Origin of the sequence: Hymenobacter sp. H14-R3 (assembly GCF_030063445.1) — a bacterium.
Taxonomy (GTDB): Bacteria; Bacteroidota; Bacteroidia; order Cytophagales; family Hymenobacteraceae; genus Hymenobacter.
This window is the reverse complement of record NZ_JASITD010000005.1, coordinates 91,145-112,074: the sequence shown is the minus strand read 5'-3', so window position 1 is coordinate 112,074 and position 20,930 is coordinate 91,145. Positions and strand designations below refer to the sequence as shown.

Below are 20,930 nucleotides of genomic sequence, written 5' to 3'. Positions count from 1 at the left end.
GGCTGGACGCGCGGCCTGCCTTTTGGGGCAGGTGGCGCGGGAGGCGACGCGGGGGCCGGGCGTCTGGGGCGTAGGGTGAGGCTGGCCGACCTACGGGAGGCGGGCCGGGTGGGGTAGGTGAGCGTCTGGGGTGGTAACTGGGGGGGGCGGGGGCGGGCGGCTCGTCCCGGAGGGCGAGGGGCCCGGCTGGTAGCGGCTAGTAGCAGCAGGTTGCGGCAAGGATAGTAGCCAAGCCGACCGAAGGGAGGCTGCCCGCAGGGCCGCAGCGAAGCGGAGTGGCGGATAGCCTGGCCCCGGCCCGCAGCAGCGCGGAGGGCCGGGGAGCCGCCCGAATGAACAGTGACGCACTACCTTAAAGTACAATTTATGGCTCAGGTCGCCTATTGCCTGAATCAGGCTATTATGCAACTATAATTCACTAATGGGCGTATGTTTGTGATGCAACTATTATTGAACAATTTTTCCCTAACCCATTATGTTTTTCAGCAGCACGAAGACCGGACACTTGGCCCATATCGTGGCCACGGCATTTTTGGGGCAGGTGGCTAGCCAGGAGCTGGTACCGCCCGACCCCAGCAAGATTGAGAACTACGGGCACTTGATTATTCAGGGCCTGGTGGCGATTGTGACGATTTGGGCGACGGTGCGCAAGGCGATGCAAAAGCCGGAAGCGGTGGTGAAGATGCCGGCCGAGTCGTTGCCTAACCTTAAAATGGACGAGAGCAATGGTGGCGCTCAGTAAGACCCAGGCGGCGCGGCAGGTAGCGCGGCTGGCCTCGGTGCGGCCGGAGCTGGCGGAGGCTTACGCAGTGGCGTTGCGGCGCTGGCTGGGCGACCCGCTGCTGGTGGTGCTGGGGCGGCCGTTTGTGAGCGAGGGGTACCGGTCGGGGCAAGAGCAGGACGAGCTGTACACGCACGGGCGGTCGGCACCGGGGCCCATCGTGACGTACAAGCGCGGGGGCGAGTCGAAGCACAACGAGCTGCCGAGCAAGGCGTTGGACGTGGCGTTTTTGCTGTCGGATGGCACGGCCAGTTGGTCGCCGGACTTGCTGGGCAAGTTTGCGCGGCTGATGAAGGCGGCGGACGTGCGGGTGCGCTGGGGCGGCGACTGGCCGGGGTTTAAGGACCGGCCGCATTTTGAGGTGTAGGTGCAAACGAAAAGAGCGAGCCAGTTGGCTCGCTCTTTTTTTATTTACTCTGTGCGGCTTTATTGGGGCGCTGGGTACCAGTTGCGCAGCCGCACGTCGATTTTCTTATTGCCCGCGTTCACCTGCTTCTGGAAGCTGGCCACGTCGCTCAGACCGTTTTGGCCCCGGTAGTGGTAGGGGTACACGATGCCCGGCTTGAACGCTAGCACGCCCTGCGCGGCCTGGTTCACGTCCATAGTGTAGGGCAGGTTCATGCACACAAAGGCCACGTCGATGTTTTTCAAGGCCCGCATTTCGGGAATGTCTTCGGTGTCGCCGGACAGGTACACATTTTTACCGCCTAGGTTCAGTACGTAGCCATTGCCGCGGCCTTTGGTATGCGGCGCGTCAGCAGCTTCGGGTAAGTTGTACATCGGGATGGCCGACACGCTCATACCCAGCGTGTCGAGGTGCTGGCCGTTGCGCAGGATGCGCACCTGGGCTTTGTACTCTGCGGGCAGCTTTTCGGCCACCGCTGGGGGTACTATCATTAGGGCCTTGCCCACGGAGAGGCCGGCCAGCGTTTTGGGGTCGAGGTGGTCGCCGTGGATGTCGGTGATGAGGATGACATCGGGCGCGGCCAGGCCGGTGTAGCCCGCGGCCCCGCCGTAGGGGTCTACGTAGATGGTCTTGCCGTTCCAGGTGAACACCACGCTGCCGTGGGTGATGGGCTGCACCGTGAGGGGGCCCTTGTTGGTGGCAATCTGGTCGGGGGCTGCGCGCTGCGTGGTGGTAGCTGCGGCGGGGGTAGTTTGGGCCGGGGCCTGACTGGCAAAAGCCGCCAGCGCGGCAGTAAGGAGGAGCGTGAGTTTCATGGTTTTGCTGCTGGGTGAGTCGGAGTTGTGAGCGAATTATTTCAGGTATAGAAGCCCCTATAGCAGGAGCCGCTCCCGAGATAACCTAGTCGCCGCGCGCAAGTTCAGACGTTAGGGTGCGCTGCTTTTACTCAGCCAGGAGGTGCTGGTGGTGGAGCCAGTCGAAGATGAGCTGGTCGACGGCCGATACCTGGGGACGGTGGCGGTAGGTGAGCCAGACCACCTCCGCGATTTCGGCGGCGGGCTGGATGATGCCAGTGTAGCGCGGGGCCCAGTAGCAGCTCATACGCACGAGCACGCCGGCGGGGTGGCCGTGGGCGGGCGCTTCGAAGGTGCCGGCGTAGGTGAGGCTAGCGGGGTCGAGGGCGACGGTTAGCTCTTCCCGGATTTCGCGCAGCAGGGTTTGGGCGTCGGTTTCGCCGGACTCGCGCTTGCCGCCGGGCAGGTAGTAGCGGTCTTTGCCGCGGCTGCGGGTGCTGAGCAGCTGGCCGTTGTGCAGGTGCAACCAGGCGATTTTATCAATCATGGGACAGTAGGTGCTGGCGGGAAAGACCTAGCGCAACTCGTGGCTAGAAATGATACCTTGGGCAGCAAAACGGGAGCGGACGGCGAGGCAGTTCATTTCTAAAAGTTGTGGAAAATAACATCTTTTAGAAATGAAGTGCGAAAACTAGCAGGTAGTTTTTAGTGGCTAAGGCTGGCGCACGGGTGAGGATTCTCTCGACAGTGTCGAGAGAATGTGCAAGCCCCAATTCTCCAGACACTGTCTGGAGAATTGGGGGCGTCAATTTTGCAGACGCTGTCTGCAAAATCTATTGGAGTAGCCTATTCAGGTAGGACACTAATTATTGGTGACCTCGTGTGGGATGCGGCTACCGAAGAAAGCCACGTCTTACTGTCATACACAGTGCTTTTGGGGTAGTGCATCAATCTTCTGTCAAATTTTAGAATTCAGTTAACCAACAAATTAGGTTTATAACTAGCAACTTGGTTAGCATAGCATCAACTAAAATTGTTAGCAGCACCGTATAATTGCAACCGCTAAGCAAAATTAATTGCTTAATCGCATAAAGTTGCTTGAGCTTACGCCCACCCTCCTACTTTAGTCGCATCTTCTTTATGAGCCACGTTACTATCCTCGGGCCGGCCGTCCCGCTGCTGTCGGCGCAGCTGCTGCCGCTGGTTGAGATGCGCCTATCGTGCGGGTTCCCGTCGCCGGCCGCTGACTACGAATCGGAGCGGGTGGACTTGAACCGGCTGATGCTGCGGCACCCAGATGCCTCGTTTCTGGCGCGGGCGATGGGCGACAGCATGGAGGGTGCCGGCATCCACGACGGGGACGTGCTGGCCGTGGACCGGAGCATGCGGGCGCAGGACGGCGACATTGTGGTGGCCTGCGTGGAGGGCGAGTACACGGTGAAGCGCCTGCGGAAGCGGGCCGACTCGGCGGCGTTGGTAGCGGAGAACCCCGCCTACGCCCCCATCGTGGTGCACAATGCCGAGGACCTGCGCATCTGGGGCGTGGTGGTGCTGGTGCTGCACCCGCTGGTGGGCGAGAGCCGGCGCGGCCTGAGCTACGTGCGGTCGGCGTGAACCTCACCCCCGGCCCCTCTCCCTAGGAGAGGGGAGCCTGACGATTAACAATTCTCATCTCTCGACTCCTTTCGCAAGAGGGAGCCTCCCACCCTACTGCCTTATGTTTGGCCTGGTTGACTGCAACAATTTCTACGCTTCGTGCGAGCGGGTTTTTCGGCCCGAGCTGGAGGGGCGGCCCGTGGTGGTGCTGAGCAACAACGACGGGTGCGTGATAGCACGGTCGCAGGAGGCTAAAGCGCTGGGGCTACGGATGGGCGAGCCCTACTTCAAAGTGCGGGAGCTAGTGGAGCGGCACCGGATGGCGGTCTGCTCCTCGAACTACGAGCTGTATGGTGACATGAGCCGGCGCGTGATGTGGTACTTGAGCCACGTGGCCCCCACGGTAGAAGTGTACTCGATTGACGAGGCTTTTCTGGACCTGGCCGGCATGGACCGCTGGCACGACTTAGCGGGCTGGGCCGGCGAGGTGCGCGGGGCCGTGCGGCAGCGCACGGGCATTCCGGTGTGCGTGGGCGTGGCCCCCACCAAGACCCTAGCCAAGCTGGCCAACCGGTTGGCCAAGCAGGGGGCGCACACCAGCGGCGGGCCGGGCGTGCTGGTGCTGAGCGACGAAACGGAGCGGCGGGAAGCGCTGGCGCGGGTAGCGGTGGAGGACGTGTGGGGCGTGGGCTACCGGTCGGCGGCCAAGCTGCACGAGGTGGGCGTGCGCACGGCGGCGCAGCTGGCGGGGGTAGGCGATGCCTGGGCGCGCAAGCACCTGGGCGGCGTGGTGGGGGCGCGGCTGCTGCACGAGCTGCGGGGCTTTTCGTGCGCGGGCGTGGTGGTGGAGGACGAGGCGCGGAAGTCGTTGGCCTGCACCCGCTCGTTTGGGCAGCCGCTGACGGAGCTGGCCGACCTGGCGGGGGCCGTGGCCACGCACGTGACGCGGGCCGGCGAGAAGCTGCGGCGGCAAGGGCTGTCGGCGCGCCTACTGACGGTATTTGTCGAAACCAGCAAGTACGCGGGGCCGCCCCCACCCTACTCGTTTTCGGCCCAGCTGACGCTGCCGGTGGCGACCGACGACACGCTGACACTGGGGCAAGCGGCCCAGCGCGGGCTGGAGCGGATTTGGCGGCCGGGCCGGCGCTACGTGAAGGCTGGGGTGGTGCTCGACGGGCTGGAGCGGGCCGGGGCGGGGCCGCAGGCCACCTTGTTTGGTGACCTAGGGCCGCCCCCGGAGCGGGCGGGGCTGATGCGGGCGCTCGACGCGCTGAACGGCCGCTACGGTACCGGCACGGTGCAGGTGGCGGCGGCAATGCCGCCGCCGGGGCAGCCCCCGGCCTGGGTGATGCGGCGCGGGGCGAAGAGCCCGGCGTTTACAACGAGTTGGGGGGAGCTGTGGGAGGTGAAGTGCTGAGTTGGCACGCTATACAGAATTACGGAACACTTATCGAGCAACGGCGATGGCTAATTCATTTTTTATCATGGGGGCCCACGTGCAGAAGAGGCCGGGTAGCGAGCGGGAAATCGTGGTATCGAAACCCGGGGCCGCCGCGTGGCGGGCGGGCCTGCCTCCACTGCTGGACCAGCCGCCAGCCACGGCCGCGCTGGTGGACTACGTGGTGAAGCTCTACTTCCGGCAGATGCCCTTCGAGGCGGAACTGACGGGGTGGGCCACGCTGGCCTCGGTGGTGGGCGCAGCGCTGGCCCACGCCAATGGGCAGCCGGGGGAAGAGTGGGAATGCGGAGAGACAGTGGATTAATAACCAAGCTACTCCCGCCATCATGTCGAATAAAGCAAACTGGCTCGTGGGCCGCATGGGGCCCCGGCAGAAGGCCAAAGCCAGGGCCCGCCTCCCCCAGGCGTGCGCGCACTGCGGCGCAGCGCAGCACCTGACTTTGGACCACAAGCTGGCGCGGGCGCACGGCGGCACGAACCACATCAGCAACCTGCAGATGCTGTGCAGTTCGTGCAACAATGCCAAAGGGGTCGTGGAGCAGCAGCTAACGGCGGCTCTACGAGCGATAAACAGCAATAAAACCGAGGGCTTTCAGGCCCTGGCAGCACACATTCACACCCATTTACTTTTCACTTTTTTAGTACACCACACGATGCGACAGTTTGTGCCGGATGCAGAATCTATCACCGAGTTTTTTGGGGAATATGAAGCGCGGGGCTATCGGGTAGAGCTGATAAGCGCCCCCCGGCTGGGCGGCTACGCACTGCGGATGCCGCTGGGGCCGGGCGATGAAGTAACGCCGTTGTTTCCGCTACCGGCGGACAAGATGCAGACACCGGAAGATGCCCAGCGCTGGATGGAGCACCTGCGGGACCATCAAATCAGTCAGTTTGCGTTCTTGCTGGAGCGGCGGGCAGCTTGATTTCTTGAATTGTGCAAGTGGCACTTGCACAATTCAAGTTGACTGTTGTTACAGTCTTTTTATTACACTGAAATCCGTGTAATATGCAGTGTAACAACGAAAAAGCCCTTCCTAATAAGTAGGAAGGGCTTTTTCAAAACATAATGCTAACCAGATTAAATGACCATCTCAATCTTAGCAGGTAATAGCTGACCTTTTTCAACTTGGCTGCTCGGATAGTCGGTAACTATAACCTTCGGGTCAGGATTTCCAGCACCGAGTACTCGATAGATAGAATATTGTGGCCCATGTTCAAACATTATACTCCATTCGGCTGGGGAAAGGTAGATGCTGTCCTTGTCGCGGGAAGGAGTGCCTTTAACCTCTAAAAGACGTTGTTGCCCTTTTTGAACCACTTTAAAATCGTAAGGCAGACTACTTTCACCGTGCTGATTCATCCACTGCACCTGAGTAAACTCAGTTGCATCGGCGCACAGCAGCTTGTAAACCAACTCCTCGCACCAGCGACCAATGTCGAGCCGTACTTCCAGGCTAGCAATTGTATCATAATTGCCTTGTTGAATAGCGGCGGCTTGTATAACAGACGCATGCTTACTCACTAGAATAGAGGTGGGGTCGATTGCATCAGCAGCAACCATCGGCTCAAAAGTTTCATCTGCCCAATTAGAAGACTCGTCGGGCGATTCATCAAAGCCGTTAGCATCGACATAAGGAGTTGACAGCACTGAGGCAGGCTCACTGGGAACTGACTCTGTAGTATCCAACGCTGGGGCTACCGTGGGCAGCCAACTTTGAGCCGCCGCTAAATCGGCGGGAGCAATCCCCATATCATCTAGCAGCCACTGGGCAATTTCAGCGGCTGGAAGCTCTAGTAGTAGACGCAATTCATTGTCAATACGCTTTACCTCCAATAGCGTACTTAACTCACGGAGCATGTGATAGGCAGTAAGAGGACTACGCCAATTTCCCTTAAGATAAAAGCTGTGGTCGGCACCACGAAAGATGGGGAGAGGCTGGCCACGGAAGGTTTCTCCTCGATAAATAAAGGAAAGGCAAATAGAGGATGCTGAATAAAAGCTAGTTGCTTCTACCAGCTTATGCATACGAGTGAATTCGGCCTCGGCTGATTTATACTGCCGTTTGTGGATGATAAGCGCCAAATACGGCAGAATTTGCAATAGCTTATTTTTAAGTGCCGTGTTAGGGCTACGGCCTTCAATCTGAGGCGTAAACTCTCGGATACACTGCACCTGTAGTAGCTCTAGCAACTGAGCGAATTCGGGAATATCAGTTTGGCAGTTTTTAGGGATGTATAGGGCTTTGAGATTACTGCCAGACAGAGAGCTGAAGCCTTCCTCTGTTATCCATTTCAACTCAGTGGCTGGCTCAAAGCTGCCGTTGACAGCTAGCAATCGATTAGTACCTGACCAAGTAAATAAAGCGGCTTTTTCAGTTGTCGAAAAATGTGCCAATCGTTTAGCTAGCTGATTATATACCAGACCAATACGACCACGCTCGGCATCGCTCACTGCCCCGTTGCGTTCAATGGCAGTTTGAGCGATACTCGTCAAAATTTTCAAATAGTCTTCAACCTCTAATTGCTGTCGAAACTTTAGCAGTGGCTTCCACCCTTCTGGAATTGGCTCATCGTAGTCAAAGACAGGCAGGTGTGCACCGGCCACCTCAGCTATATCCTTGTGATTAGCAAATACTTCTACTGCTTTGCGGCAAGATTTCTGGCTGGTTGGGAAGACAGGTTGGTTATCCAGATACCAGTGAAAATAGTTGGTTACCCGCTCAACACTACCGTAATAACCCCACGGTATGCGAGCACACTCCTTGACCTCAGCAACAGTGATACAAGTAAAAGCTTGCTCCCAAAACAGCTTGGAGAACAGGTAATTATTAGCAAACTGCGAGTATCTTATTTTATCAAGAATGACCCGACTACCAGGGCCTATCAGATGGGGATAAGAATGGCCTTTCTTTGCCTCTTCTATCACAAAGTCAAAGTATTCTGGCTCAATGACTTTATCTACATTCTTGCTGCACGTGAAGTTTGCTAACGCTATATTCTCACTGACTCCTATTTTGATAAAGAACGGTTTCCATTCGCTAGTTAAATCTGCCTGCTGCTTGTATTCAGCATCAACAAAATCACCTAATTTATTGCGCTCCTGAAGCTTAAGAACAGGCTCGTACATATCAGATAGGTAGCACTCTTTGGCCGCAATCAGTTTGCCATTGGTACAGAGCAAGTGTAAATCCTGCAGCTTCTCCAAATGCATGGGCGTTAGCTTACCTTTCTTAAACTGGCTGAATAGGTAGCGGGTAACCTGCTGATAATTATCGAGAGTAATGCACTTTTCAATGTCACCCAGAATCTCATTTTCAAGGTATGCTTCATCAGATGGCTCTTTCACGCCTAATGACTCTAGCCAGCTTTTCAGGTCTGCGTGCTGGTTAAGCTTGGCATAGACGGTGGGGTGAATGACGGTAACTGTCTGACCATTTTCAGCTTTGTATACTAGAGAGGGAAAGCAAATAGTAGCCGGCGCTTTCAGTTGCAGGTCAGAGCTATAGATAAACGGAATGAGCTTAAGTTTATGTTTCCACTCGCCAGTAGCATCAAACTTGGTGGCTTTGCGGAAGAAGTATTCGAGCAGCGCATAGTTATGGTCAAGCTGATGGCTAGCTGCGAACACTTCAGAGAGGAAAAAGCCTTCTAGATTACTGGCTTCAAACAAGGTAGCTCCTAGGGGCTGCAGCTTTTGAGGGCGTTGCAGGTCGGCGTGGGAGAAGGATGAAGGAGTAAAGTGGCTGCCAGTTTTGGCATTAATAAAGGCCGCTAGTGCTTCTTTCGAAATAAATGGTTGGCTAGCCAGACCAGTATCATCAATGACTACTTCGCTGATGCGGGATATACCCTGGCTTTGAGTTGGGACAAATGCGCACGTCGCAAGTGCCTGCTTTGCTTTTTCAGTAAAGGCGTTCTTCAACTCATTACCTGAGTTAGCAAATAGGGTCGGCAGCAAGTGTAACACCTCGAAACGGTGTTCTGTCTGCGCGAGCTGCGCTAGCCATTCAAAGAGCTTACTGGCGACCAAGCCCAGAAGCCACTGATTCCATACTCGGTCTTCATGTAAAGCTTCGCGGGCGGCGCTGGTAAGAAAGCTGCCGTTAACCAGAAACGGAAAACCGAAGTCGGCCACCTTGGTAGGAAGGTAGGTGAACAACAAACTCTCCTCGGCTGTGAGCGCCCGAATGCGACCGCTGTCTACGCGGGCCGCAAAGGCTAGTTCGGTATGACTACCATCGCGGAGCTTGGCTGGGGTTTTCTCGTCGGCTCGCAAGGCCTTTTGCGTATCGGCGTCAACCGGTAAGTGGTCGAAGCGCTGCACAAGCCAATGGCTAGTGAGTTTTTGGTCTTTCCATAGCGTCGTGGGCTGGTAAGCGGTGGTCGCCAGCTCTACGGTTTTGGAAATAGTGTATTGCACTTGCCCCTGTCGGGCAACGGTGATAGCACTGATATGGCGCAGAAACAGTAAAATCTGGCCACTCTGCAGCAACTCGGCTAGCTCCTGCTCCAGAGCTTGGGCAGCAGGTAGATGAATGACTGTGGTAACGTGATAGCCGCTGACTTCGACAAAGTGGCGAACCTTGTCGGGCAGGCTATTAGCTTCAGTCCAAATAGGAATTACCTGCCAGGGCAAGCGCGTACCGTGATGTTCCTTATCGAATCGCAGGTGGTAACCGTCAGAGAAAATACCGACCCAATTAGACTTGCCAAATACGGATTTAAAACCAATGCCTTTGTAGCCAGTCTTGGTTGGGTCGTTTTTCTTACGACTGAATCCAGCTCCGGTAATAGCCTCGATATCCTCGGGTGTAAAAGCACTACCATTGTGCGAAACCAGCAGATGGTGTTCGAAGAAATCAAAACGCACCTCATTCGAGTCGCCGCGCGCCGCATCGTCAGCATTCTGAATCAACTCAAAGACAAAGCGCTGACTTTCAGAATAGATATCACTGGAAACCGTATCAAGCAGGTTAGCAGTCATCTCGGCCTGCTCGGGGTCATTGTAAGTAGCTCGCTTTATAAAGAGACTGTCAATAAATTCCTTTTTGCTCATAGAACGAAGAGATTTACCTCTGCAGAATAGGGTGACTAGCTAATATTAGCGTGGCAAGATGCATAGCAATGCACTAGCCATCAAAGCAAGTGTCTCGCTCACAACCTATTTAAGATGCCAGCGACGGCCTCGCTGGCGAACATGCATGGAAGATAGTCGACCTTGTAGAACGAGCTAACAACTAGGAAACGCCATTCACAATGGCATTAGTAGCATTGGCACAAGCAAATGACCAAGTGAAAGGTCTAGCGTCTTGAGGTTAGCCAGGCAGTTTACACAGAAACTCGCGTAGGTCGTCGGCGTGGTGGCGGCGCTGGGCATAGCAAAGTAGGGTGCGCTCGTCGAGGCGGTAGAGGCGGCGGGCGTTGGTGAAAATGGTTTGCAGCTCGTGGCCTTGGTAAGCGGGAAAAAGGTCGGGGCGGCTGAAGAGGTCGACCAGCAGCTTTTCGAGGCGGGGCACGGGCACGCCGTCCACGAGCTGCACGGGTGCCCGGCTGACGAGCGGCAGCACCACGATGGGGTGGTCGGCCTCGGCGATGTAGTAGGTCAGCATATCGGGCTGGGGGCGCAGAAAGACGCGGTGCGGATAACGGTCTTTGAGGGCGTAGAAAACGGCCTGCACGTAGTCGCGGGGCACTTCGACCAGCAGTAGAGAGCGAAACGCTTGGTGGCCGCTGAATTCATTGGCCCAGGCGGTGGACCATAGGCAACCCTTGGGTAGGTGCAACTCCTTGACCAGCGTGCGCCAGAGGGTGCGTTCGGAACGGCCCAGGGTGGGCTGGAAAGCGGGCCGAATGCTGGCGGCGGCCGCTAAGGTGTAGCGACCTCGGCTCACGGCCAGCAGCAAGCGCCGCTGGAGCAGCTGGCGGATGCGAGAATCGAGCGTGTTCGGGTTAAGGGAGGCGTCGGCGTGGTGGTAGAAGGCCAGCACCTCGGCGCGGGTAAAATCGGTGCGGTCAGCAAACGCCGCCTGGAGCGCGGGCCAATTGAGGCTGGCGGGGGCGGATTGGCTGAGCGTCGACACGAAGCAAAGAAACGCCACTATCTGAAGGAAGTGGCGTTTCGTGTATTCTTCTGAAGAGGCAAGGAATGAGCAAAAGCCCATTTAAGTCTATGGCAAGCAGAGGCAGCGTTAGAATAGGCGATACTATTGCCCTCAGTAGGACATTCCTTGCTTATGACACCTATTAAAGTTGTAGCTGATAGTGAGGCCATAAGTAAATTTTAGTTGCACAATTAGGAACTTTTTGCTACTTTTCTTAGCCGTGAGACAAACTAGATTTGCCGTATCGACTAACTTAGCATTAAAAACACTCCTATGTTACTCGACCGGTTAATATTCCAAGGGCACGATACTTTCCTGTGCCGCAACAACTGGCTAAAAAAAGGCTACGACTTCATTCAGGCTGGGGGTAACTTCAACGATGCCGATGCAGTGGTGCAATTAGGCGTAGGTAAAAACATGGTCACTGCTATCCGTTATTGGATGAAGGCTTTTGGGCTGACTGATGAAGCAGATACATTGCAGCCGGTAGCGCACGAACTACTGCACAGCGAGGGATTTGACCCCTATATCGAGGACAACGCTACTCTTTGGTATCTGCACTACCTACTGGTACGCACAGGACGCGCTTCACTTTACCACTACGTTTTCAACGAGTTGCGCAAGGACGGCTTTTCTTTTAGCCGGGCGCAGCTACAACATTTCATTAATCGGAAATCTGCGGAAAGAGGCAATCCGGTCAACGAAAACACGCTAGAATCCGACATCACGGTGTTTGTGCGGAGTTACGCACCCTCGGGTAAAGAGAACGGCAAAGTGGATATCGAGGAAGAATCGACAGGCCTTTTGCAGGACCTTGGCCTGCTTACGGTGAATAAAAACGAAGGTATCCGCTACCACATTGAGAATCTGGAGCGGCCAGAACTCCCGTGGCAAGTAGTGCTGCGCGTGATATTGGAAAACGAGGCCTATGGGGAGTCTATTAGCTTTACCGACCTCGAAGTTGCTCCTGACTCGCCGGGGCTGGTGTTCGCCTTGAACGAGAAAGGATTATTTTACAAAATAGAGGAGATGATGGCTGAGTACCCGGCAGCCATTGTTTATTCGAGCACGGCGGGTAACCGAGTGCTAACCATCAAGAAAGACCAAATTGACCTCACTGAGGTACTGCGTGAATACTATGGCCAGACCGTTTAGCCCTTCCGTCAACATTACCCGCGATGCTGAGCAGGAATTATCGTATCTGCCTACTCCGAATGCCCAAACTGTGTTTGGGCAGGTGGTCAACAACTATCTATCGGGCATCCACTGCTTCAACATCGTGGGGGCCTATGGAACTGGAAAGTCGGCGTTTCTATGGGCGTTCCAGCAAACACTAAATAAGCAGCATACCTATTTCCACACGGAGGTCGGATTTAAAGATGTGAAAGGCTTCCGCTTCGAGCATTTTGTGGGGCAGTATGCTTCGCTGAAGCAGACCTTAGCGCAGCACTTTGTTGACGCTGGGGCGACAGCTGACACACCGACAGCTACCATTATTGCGGCACTCGACGAGGAGTACCGGACCCTAGCCAAGAAGAAGTTTGCGCTGGTGCTCGTGGTGGATGAGTTCGGTAAATTCCTGGAATATGCGGCGAAAGAGAATCCTGAGGAAGAACTGTACTTTATCCAGGAGCTGGCGGAGTACATCAACGACTCGCGCAAGGATATTTTGCTGTTGACGACCGTTCACCAAGACGTGAGCGCCTACTCGGTAGGGCTGACACGTGCTCAGCGCCAAGAATGGGAGAAAGTGAAGGGCCGGCTGAAGGAGTTGACCTTTAACGAACCCGTAGAGCAACTGCTGTTCCTGGCAGCGCAGCAGCTGGGCACTACGCATCAGCCCACGGCTCCTGACGAGGCCACAAATCGCAGCCTGTTTGACGCTATTGCGAAGGCTCAAGTCTTTCCGCTGCGCGACTACTTCACCCCGGAAATGCAGCAGCAGCTGTGGCCGATGGATTTGCTATCGGCGGCCGTATTGGTGCAGGCCCTACAGCGATATGGCCAAAACGAACGGTCCCTCTTTACTTTTCTGCGCTCGAATGACTACTTAGGGTTGCAGCAGCATGTTGGCAGTGGCACCTATTATTCTATTAGCCAAGTGTACGACTACTTGAGCTTTCATTTTTATTCGCTGCTAACCTCACGCTACAATCCACATTATGCTCAGTGGTCTATTATTCGGGCTTCACTCGAACAAATGGAAAAGTATGTCAGCGACCCAGACGAGCTTGATACAGCTAATCAGTTAGTAAAAACTATTGGTCTGTTGTCTATTTTCGCGCCGGCGGGGGCTGAAATCAGTGCTAATTTCTTAGAGGCTTACACAGGCATCAATACCGCTGTACCTAGTGTATTACCGGTACTGAATGTGCTGCGGCAGCAACAGCTTGTCCGCTTTGTGCCTCACAAAAACAGTTATATCTTGTTTGAGGGTAGCGACTTAGATATTGAGTTGGCGATAGATGCGGCGGGTAGCTTAGTAGAGCAGGTTACCGATGTAGCGTCGAGATTACAGGAGTTTTTCACGTTTCCTTACATAGCAGCCAAACAGCTCTCTTTTGAGAAAGGCACTCCGCGCATTTTTGAAGTGAAGATGACGGATAACGTATTATTGGAAGAGCCAAAAGGAGAGGTAGATGGCTTTGTCAACCTGATTTTTTCGGATAGTCTTACGCTTGAAAAGCTACGCCAGACGGTGGGCACTAGGCAAGACGCTATACTGTACGGCATCTATGAGCGGTCTGGCGAGATTAAGAAGCTCATCCGCGAGATTGATAAGGTGCGTAAGGTGCGTGACGAGAACTTAAATGATAAGATAGCTCGGCGCGAACTAAATAGCATCTTAGACCACCAAGAGGCACTGCTCCGACACTACGTAATTGATAGTCTGTACGCGCAGGATGGAGCCATCGTATGGTTTACTAATGGGCCAACTCAACTCGATTTTGTAGGCCGGCGAGGCTTCAACCGCTGCTTGTCAGCTATTGCTAGTCACGTTTACCCAGCCACGCCGACTTACCGAAGTGAACTAGTTAATAAAACCAAGTTATCAACTCCAATTCTGACAGCTCGCAAAAACTTTATGCGGGCGCTGTTTGAGAACTGGCAGCAGCAGGACTTAGGATTTCCAGCCAACAACTTTCCGCCAGAAAAGACTATCTATCTCTCGCTGTTGAAAAAAACAGGAATTCACCAAGTGGTGAATGGGGAATATGCGCTCGTGGCTCCGGCAGAGAACTCATTCCAAACTCTGTGGCAGGTTGGCGAAGAGTTTTTGCAACGCTCACAGGAAGCTCCTCTGAAGATTTCAGAATTGATGCAGGTACTACTGCGCAAGCCACTGAAACTAAAACAAGGCTTCGTAGACTTTTGGGTACCGCTCTTTTTGTTCATGAAGCGCCACGAGTTCGCACTTTATGGTGAGCAAAACAAATACATTCCTGAGCTACGGCTGGAAGTAGTGGACTTGTTCACGAAAAGCCCAACGCAATACTCAGTTAAGGCATTTGCGCTTCTGCCGGAAAAGCTGGCTCTGTTCAACGACTATCGGGAGTTATTGCAGCTACGCACGACAGACCGGGTATCAAATGAGGCCTTTATTGAGTCTATTAAGCCATTTTTGACGTTTTACAAGCAGCTCCCCCCCTATGCTCAACGTACCCGCAGCTTACCTGCGACTACGCTACGCCTACGTGAGAGCATTGTGACAGCGAAAGACCCAGAAGCAGCTTTCTTCGAGAAGTTTCCAGGAGCGCTAGGGTTCAACTTACCTGAGCTGCAGCGCGACGCGGCCACTCGAGAACGGTACGTAAAAACGCTGCAAGAAAATATCGCCCGGCTACGCCAAGCTTACCCAGCCTTATTGTCGCGGCTAGATGCTTTTATTGGCAGTCAGGTAGCAGGCAAGGCAGTTGATTTTGACCTATATAAGAAACGGCTACAAGAGCGGTTTAAGAGCTTAGACAAGCATCGGGTACCGGCAGAACTGCGCGTGTTTCAGGACCGGATAACGTCTAAGCTAGACGACCGGGAATCATGGCTTAACTCGATAGCGAACTGCTTACTGAGTAAGAGCCTGACCAATTTTGACGATACGGATGAGCGCGCTTTTCAAGACAAGTTTCAGCAGCAACTTCACGAGTTGGACAACTTGGGTGAGTTGGTAAAGGCTAATCCAGATGCTGAGACGGAAGACGTTTTCCGGTTGGGTATCGCAACGTTTGGTCAGAAAGAGCAGACTCGCATTATCCGCCGGCCAAAACAACTTAGTGCGGCTGATGTAGCAATAGAGAATGAAATCCGAGCGCTGCTAGGAACTGACAAAGCTCGCAGCCTTGCTATCCTGGCCCGTCTGTTACAGGAACAACTATAATCGTTATGACTAAGCCCACACGGCATTTACTCGGCATTTCTGGTGGTAAGGACAGCGCGGCGCTGGCTATCTACCTGCGCCACAAACATCCAGAGTTACAGCTTGAATATTACTTCTGCGACACGGGTAAGGAGCTACCGGAAACGTACACCCTGATTAGCAACCTGGAAAACTACCTAGGGCAGAAAGTAACGCGCCTAGAGGCCGCAGAGGAAAGCCCAGAGGATTCGTTTGACCATTTCGTGAAGGTATATGGCGGCTACTTGCCTTCATCAAGTGCCCGTTGGTGTACTAAAAAGCTAAAACTGGAGCCATTTGAGAAGTTTGTCGGTAACGACCCGGTAGTATCCTATGTGGGCATTCGAGGGGACGAAGACCGAGAGGGCTACATCTCGCGCAAACCTAACATTCAGTCCATTTTTCCATTCCGGCGCAATATCTGGAGCGAAGACGTGGTGCAGAAAGTGCTGCAGAACGACGCGACAACGCGGTTGCGCGGGCTTTACGAGGAACTGAGTGAACCCGCACAGCTGGCGCGAGTGGTGGCACTAGCTGAAACTCCGATATCACGGAGCTTCACCCAGTCGCAGAAGCTCAATGCCCTACTCGATGCTGACACCCGCTTGTTCAACAAAGTGGTGTTTCAGATGCTGCGGGATACAGCCTACCCACTAGCCCAGGCTCAGGACTTTGCCCTACTAGACAATGAGGATAATCTCATTCGGGCCGATATCTTCCAGCTGCTACGGGAAAGCGGGGTGGGCGTACCAGCCTACTATGAAAAAATAACTTTCGAGGTGGATGGTCAGAAAGGCGAATATGCCCGCAGTCGTTCTGGCTGCTTCTTCTGCTTCTTTCAGCAGAAGATTGAATGGGTATGGCTTTATGAGCAACACCCTGACCTGTTTGAGCGGGCCCTTGCCTATGAGCGGGACGGTTACACTTGGATGGAAGAGTCGCTAACAGACCTTATTAAGCCTGCGCGACTACGTCAAATTAAGCTGGATACCATTAACAAACAGCGCAAAGTGAAGGCTCCTTCTAGTCTATTTCTGCTAGATATTCTAGATGATGAGGAAGAAGTCGGTTGCGCTTCATGTTTTATCTAGATTTTTATACGGGTACGCCCTCATATGGCAAAAAAATCTACTCCAGTAAAGAAAGCTCCTTACGATATTGATTTTGGTGAAAGGAGCTTGCTAAAAGACCATAGAAAAGCTTTTTTTCTTTACCCTGTCTTTTGGGAAGAAACCACAAATCCCTTACCTGCACACATCAAATGGAAACGAGTAAAGTTCTCTAAGAGCAATCACAAGCTTATTCCATTAACACGAGGTATTTATTGTTTTGTTGTCCGTCCAAGAGTTGATTTATTCTTCAATACTGAATACCTATTCTACGTAGGCAAAACGGATAGGACACTCAGTGTAAGATTCAAAGAGTATCTTGATGACCAAGATGGAAAAGGCAAACCAAGAATCAAGGTTTTCGAAATGCTTAAGCAGTATGATGGGTATCTATACTTTTATTTTACTGAACTACGGTCAGCTGCTGAAGTCAGTAGGGTTGAAGAAAAATTAATTAATACTTTCGTACCAAGAGTAAACACGCAAATTCCAAGAACCAAAGTAAAGGAAGAGCTTAAATATCTGTACGAAATATAAATATGAAATCATTGAAAAAGGTTAACAACATCTCTACTCAAACATCAAAAAAAGCTAAAGCGGATGTTGGACAGCTTGTTCTACCTTGTTTGAGGGGAAGAATAGGCGACTGGATGTATTATTCGACGCTCCTACCATTTAAAGAAATTGCCAATCGTATTTCAATGGCTGATGAAATACACAAAAACAAGAAATTAAGCCACTGGATTCAGCGTGAAATCGGTGATAGAATACCAGAAATTGTTCGTTATATACAAGAGCAAGAGCAAAGGTTCTTTAACTCAATTATTGTTGGAATATATGGTGGAAAACCTGCTTGGCAAGGTTTAGCTATTGATATGAAAGCGCTAAAATTATCCGAGGAAGAAAGCGACTATTTAGACAAAACGTTTGGCATTCTTCGTCTTACCGGCAAAGAAGAAATGTTTGCGATTGATGGTCAGCACAGAACAGCAGCAATAAAAGAGGCAGTCATTTCCAATCCAGAGTTATTATCCGAAGAAGTACCAGTAATATTCGTAGCACATCGAACTGATTCTGAAGGAGAAATTCGTACGCGCAGGCTTTTCTCGACGCTAAATCGTTACGCAAAACCGGTTTCAACGAGCGAAATAATTGCATTAGATGAGGAAGATAATGCGGCTATATTAACGAGAAGATTAATTGAGCAATATCCAACCTTTACAAATAAGATTGCCTTTAATAAGAATAAAAGCTTGAGCTTAAGCAATAAAAATGATTTTACTAATATTATCCTTTTGTACGAAATAATTACCACACTTTTAACAGACAAAATTTTCATAAAGTCTATTTCAATTGATGGTTTTAAATTTGATAATTTTGTAAGCAGAAGATTGCAAGAGGATTTATTATTGTCAACTTACGACAAGCTTACACACGAATTTGAGAAGATAATTAGTGGACTACCATTTCTTCGCACTTTCTTTGACGATGGAACAGTAGATAGAAAGGCAAGTAGCTCTAATTTATTATTCAGACCAATCGGGCAAATAGTATTCTTCAATGCTTACCGCATTGCTAAGTTTCATAAGAAGGAAAAACTCTTGCTCAATTATTTTTCCGATGACGATTTTAATTTAGACCATCCTGTCTGGAATAAATTATTTATAGACCCTGGCACAAAAAATACAGTTGTCACTCAGCAAGTTCAAAAGGCGGCTATACTGCTGATTCTGGAAAAACTTGATATTCCATTCACCTCCACAGCAAAAGATAAAGCGCTGCTTGTGAACTTAGCAATTGATGTTAACAGCATTTAGCTAGAGTACTCTGTCGGTCATGTTGAAGAACATTGTATTTCCGAAAGGAGAAGAATACCGTTCTGGCACTAACAATGAGCCGTTCGCTTTCTATCTCGAAAGCTTAGTTGAGAGTAAACGACTAGATTTACTATTGGGCTATTTCAGCTCATCAGCGATTAATGTGCTTGCATTAGGATTCGCAAAGTTTATTAGTAACGGTGGGCGTGTCAGGTTAATTATTAATCATATTCTGTCGCCGCAGGACAAAGCAGCAGTACTCAAAGGATTGGCTACTGCCGAAGATGATAATCAGTTTTCAGTAGAAGATTTCCACGGGTTACGCAATGCTTTAGATAAGTACGGCCAGCATTTTTTCGACTGTATCGCTTGGCTCATTGCACAAAAACGAATCGAAATCAGAGCTATCCGCCCCGTTGACCGGCGCGGTATTGCGCATTATAAGTCTGGCATATTTTACGACGGCATCGATAAAGTCAAGTTCAAAGGCTCCTGTAATTTCACAGCTTCGGGCCTACTGGAAAACCTAGAGGAACTCGACTTAAAACTATCGTGGAAGTCTGACCCTGACGCATTTGCAGAATACGAGCAGGATTACGACCAAATTTTTGATGGCCAAGTTGATTACGCGATGCTCATTCCTTTTGAGCAAATAAAGGAAGCAATAGTTCAGGAGCATGGTGGTAAAGACCTAGATGAACTACTGGTAAACGAACACTACCTACTGGCGCAGAAGGCTAAGCAAAAGCACACCGAAGCGACACGGCGAGTAATGGAAACTATTATGCAAAAGATAGAAACGTACCGGAGCTCACCCAGATTTCCATTCGATAGCGGGCCACGTCAATACCAGAAGGACGCTTACCAAAACTGGGTTAGCAATGGATACCACGGCATTTTTGCAATGGCCACGGGTACCGGCAAGACTATCACAGCACTTAACTGCTGCCTAAACCAGTATACTGAAAGCAAACGATATCAAATAATTATCTTAGTGCCTACCACTATATTGGTAGAACAATGGGAAAAAGAAGCGAAGAAATTCAATTTCAAAAAAATTATCAAAGCATCGTCTCGCAACCCTGGTTGGCGAGATGCGCTGCATGAAATACGGAATCGACAGTTAGTAGGAGTAGCCTCGTCTTACGTCATTATTTCGACTTACCGCACTTTTACTAATGACAACTTTCAGGCCTTTCTGGAGCAAGCTGGAGCAGAGGCCATTCTCGTAGCCGATGAGGCGCACAATGTAGGCGCGCCGGCTATTGCAGCCAAGTTTGAAAAATTGCCTATTCAGAAACTTATTGGATTATCAGCAACGCCAAAGCGCGTGTATGATGAGGAAGGCTCAGGCAAAATGGAAGCATTTTTTCATGATGCCCCTCCTTATGCTTACAGCTTTTCAATGGAGCGAGCAATTACCGAAGGCATTCTGTGTCAATATTATTACTACCCACACGTGGTAGAGTTGACCCCTAATGAGATGGTAGTCTACACGGAAATTTCAGCCAAGCTTGCTTCGCTTCATAATCGAGCAGCGAAGGATGCAATGGCTCAAAAAAGCTACGAGATGCTGCTAATGGAACGGAAGCGCATCATTCACAAAGCAACGGGTAAATTAGTAGCCTTTGAGCGCATTTTGAAGGATGTAGCAGCGTCACCCTCAGGCTTAAAATATATGCTTGTGTACGCGCCGGAAGGCTACTACGAGGAGGACGAAAATGCAGCAGAATCTTACCCCGACGTGCCAGATGCTAGCCGCATTATCGAGTACTACGCCAACGCTGTAAGGCAAGTATCTCCAACTACGCACGTGGCGAAGTACATTAGCGAATCGGCCGATAAAGACCATGTGCTAAGTAGTTTTGAAGAAGGTAAGATTGATGTGCTTCTTTCAATGAAATGCTTGGATGAGGGGGTTGATATTCCGCGTACTGAGCAAGCAATATTCTGCTCGAGTACTGGTAATCCACGCCAGTTTATTCAGCGTCGGGGCCGCATTTTACGGCAGCATCCAGACAAAGACTTTGCTAGGATTCATGACTTGGTGGTAGTCCCAAGCAGCATGCCAACTGGGGCAACTTTTGACCTGGAGAGAAACCTGGTGAAGAAGGAGTTGGAACGGGTAGTAGATTTCGCCTATATGGCCATCAATAAGTACGAAGCAATTGCAGCGGTACAGTCTGTCTGCGACCGCTATGACATCAATCCCGATACCTTAGACCCTTATTCTTCTCCCACCACATGACTAATCCAAGCTTAGAAACATTCAAAGCCTTTTTACAAGATGAGGCTATTCAACAGAAATATGACCTCAGCGAGGCTATAGTAGCAGAAGCCGGCCTGTTTGGCAAACCGACTGATAAGATGATAGTGGTATTGATTCGGGAAATGGTGAATAAATACTTCGAGAGCAAATCCCCTAACATTACCGCCAAACATCTGAGCGTTGTGCTTAGCAACCGCCTGTAGCA

Annotated in this window: 17 protein-coding genes; 13 read left to right on the top strand and 4 right to left on the bottom strand. The window is 51.8% G+C overall.

Annotation, left to right across the window (positions count from 1 at the left end; translation table 11 throughout):
* Positions 1-475 precede the first annotated feature (475 nt).
* A complete protein-coding gene (locus QMK33_RS06785) occupies positions 476-742 on the top strand; it encodes a hypothetical protein (RefSeq protein ID WP_283563811.1) in 267 nt (88 codons plus the stop codon).
* Positions 726-1,148: a M15 family metallopeptidase gene (locus QMK33_RS06780; protein WP_283563810.1), complete on the top strand. Its 423-nt coding sequence runs from the start codon at positions 726-728 to the stop codon at positions 1,146-1,148. Before QMK33_RS06785 ends, QMK33_RS06780 begins: the two co-directional genes overlap by 17 nt.
* Before the next feature lie 59 nt (positions 1,149-1,207).
* Here the strand turns inward: QMK33_RS06780 and QMK33_RS06775 are convergent, their stop codons facing one another.
* Both QMK33_RS06775 and QMK33_RS06770 read right to left on the bottom strand, forming a co-directional pair.
* Complete coding sequence (locus QMK33_RS06775) at positions 1,208-2,002, bottom strand: MBL fold metallo-hydrolase (RefSeq protein WP_283563809.1); 795 nt, start codon at positions 2,000-2,002, stop codon at positions 1,208-1,210.
* A gap of 127 nt (positions 2,003-2,129) precedes the next feature.
* Positions 2,130-2,528, bottom strand: coding sequence for an NUDIX hydrolase (locus QMK33_RS06770; protein WP_283563808.1), 399 nt, complete (start codon positions 2,526-2,528; stop codon positions 2,130-2,132).
* Positions 2,529-3,121: 593 nt separating this feature from the next.
* Here QMK33_RS06770 and QMK33_RS06765 point away from each other — a divergent pair.
* The 4 genes from QMK33_RS06765 (at position 3,122) to QMK33_RS06750 (ending at position 5,959) form a co-directional block, all read left to right on the top strand.
* The gene (locus tag QMK33_RS06765; RefSeq protein ID WP_283563807.1) at positions 3,122-3,595 is read left to right on the top strand and encodes a LexA family protein; all 474 of its coding nucleotides are present in this window, start codon (positions 3,122-3,124) and stop codon (positions 3,593-3,595) included.
* Positions 3,596-3,698: 103 nt separating this feature from the next.
* Positions 3,699-4,994 (top strand): Y-family DNA polymerase, encoded by a 1,296-nt coding sequence (locus QMK33_RS06760; RefSeq protein WP_283563806.1) that lies wholly within the window; start codon positions 3,699-3,701, stop codon positions 4,992-4,994.
* A gap of 46 nt (positions 4,995-5,040) precedes the next feature.
* A complete protein-coding gene (locus tag QMK33_RS06755; RefSeq protein WP_283563805.1) occupies positions 5,041-5,340 on the top strand; it encodes a hypothetical protein in 300 nt (99 codons plus the stop codon).
* Positions 5,294-5,959, top strand: a complete 666-nt coding sequence (locus QMK33_RS06750) for an HNH endonuclease (RefSeq protein WP_349361694.1) — start codon at positions 5,294-5,296, stop codon at positions 5,957-5,959. Before QMK33_RS06755 ends, QMK33_RS06750 begins: the two co-directional genes overlap by 47 nt.
* Before the next feature lie 155 nt (positions 5,960-6,114).
* On the opposite strand, the gene QMK33_RS06745 is transcribed toward QMK33_RS06750, so the two are convergent.
* Positions 6,115-10,092, bottom strand: a complete 3,978-nt coding sequence (locus tag QMK33_RS06745; protein ID WP_283563804.1) for a protein NO VEIN domain-containing protein — start codon at positions 10,090-10,092, stop codon at positions 6,115-6,117.
* 259 nt (positions 10,093-10,351) lie between these two features.
* A complete protein-coding gene (locus QMK33_RS06740; protein WP_283563803.1) occupies positions 10,352-11,116 on the bottom strand; it encodes a DUF6577 family protein in 765 nt (254 codons plus the stop codon).
* Positions 11,117-11,410: 294 nt separating this feature from the next.
* Here QMK33_RS06740 and QMK33_RS06735 point away from each other — a divergent pair, with 294 nt between their 5' ends.
* Genes QMK33_RS06735 through QMK33_RS06705 form a run of 7 tightly spaced genes read left to right on the top strand, consistent with a single transcriptional unit; the run spans position 11,411 to position 20,928 of the window.
* Positions 11,411-12,292, top strand: coding sequence for a DUF4007 family protein (locus QMK33_RS06735; RefSeq protein WP_283563802.1), 882 nt, complete (start codon positions 11,411-11,413; stop codon positions 12,290-12,292).
* Positions 12,276-15,512: a hypothetical protein gene (locus tag QMK33_RS06730; protein ID WP_283563801.1), complete on the top strand. Its 3,237-nt coding sequence runs from the start codon at positions 12,276-12,278 to the stop codon at positions 15,510-15,512. The genes QMK33_RS06735 and QMK33_RS06730 overlap by 17 nt, the downstream gene beginning before the upstream one ends.
* A gap of 5 nt (positions 15,513-15,517) precedes the next feature.
* A complete protein-coding gene (locus QMK33_RS06725) occupies positions 15,518-16,621 on the top strand; it encodes a phosphoadenosine phosphosulfate reductase family protein (protein WP_283563800.1) in 1,104 nt (367 codons plus the stop codon).
* 24 nt (positions 16,622-16,645) lie between these two features.
* A complete protein-coding gene (locus QMK33_RS06720; RefSeq protein ID WP_283563799.1) occupies positions 16,646-17,176 on the top strand; it encodes a hypothetical protein in 531 nt (176 codons plus the stop codon).
* A 2-nt stretch (positions 17,177-17,178) separates the two neighbouring features.
* Positions 17,179-18,456, top strand: a complete 1,278-nt coding sequence (locus tag QMK33_RS06715; RefSeq protein WP_283563798.1) for a DNA sulfur modification protein DndB — start codon at positions 17,179-17,181, stop codon at positions 18,454-18,456.
* Positions 18,457-18,475: 19 nt separating this feature from the next.
* Entirely contained in the window at positions 18,476-20,704 is a 2,229-nt protein-coding gene (locus QMK33_RS06710) for a DEAD/DEAH box helicase family protein (RefSeq protein ID WP_283563797.1), read from the top strand.
* Positions 20,701-20,928: a hypothetical protein gene (locus tag QMK33_RS06705; protein WP_283563796.1), complete on the top strand. Its 228-nt coding sequence runs from the start codon at positions 20,701-20,703 to the stop codon at positions 20,926-20,928. Before QMK33_RS06710 ends, QMK33_RS06705 begins: the two co-directional genes overlap by 4 nt.
* Positions 20,929-20,930 lie beyond the last annotated feature (2 nt).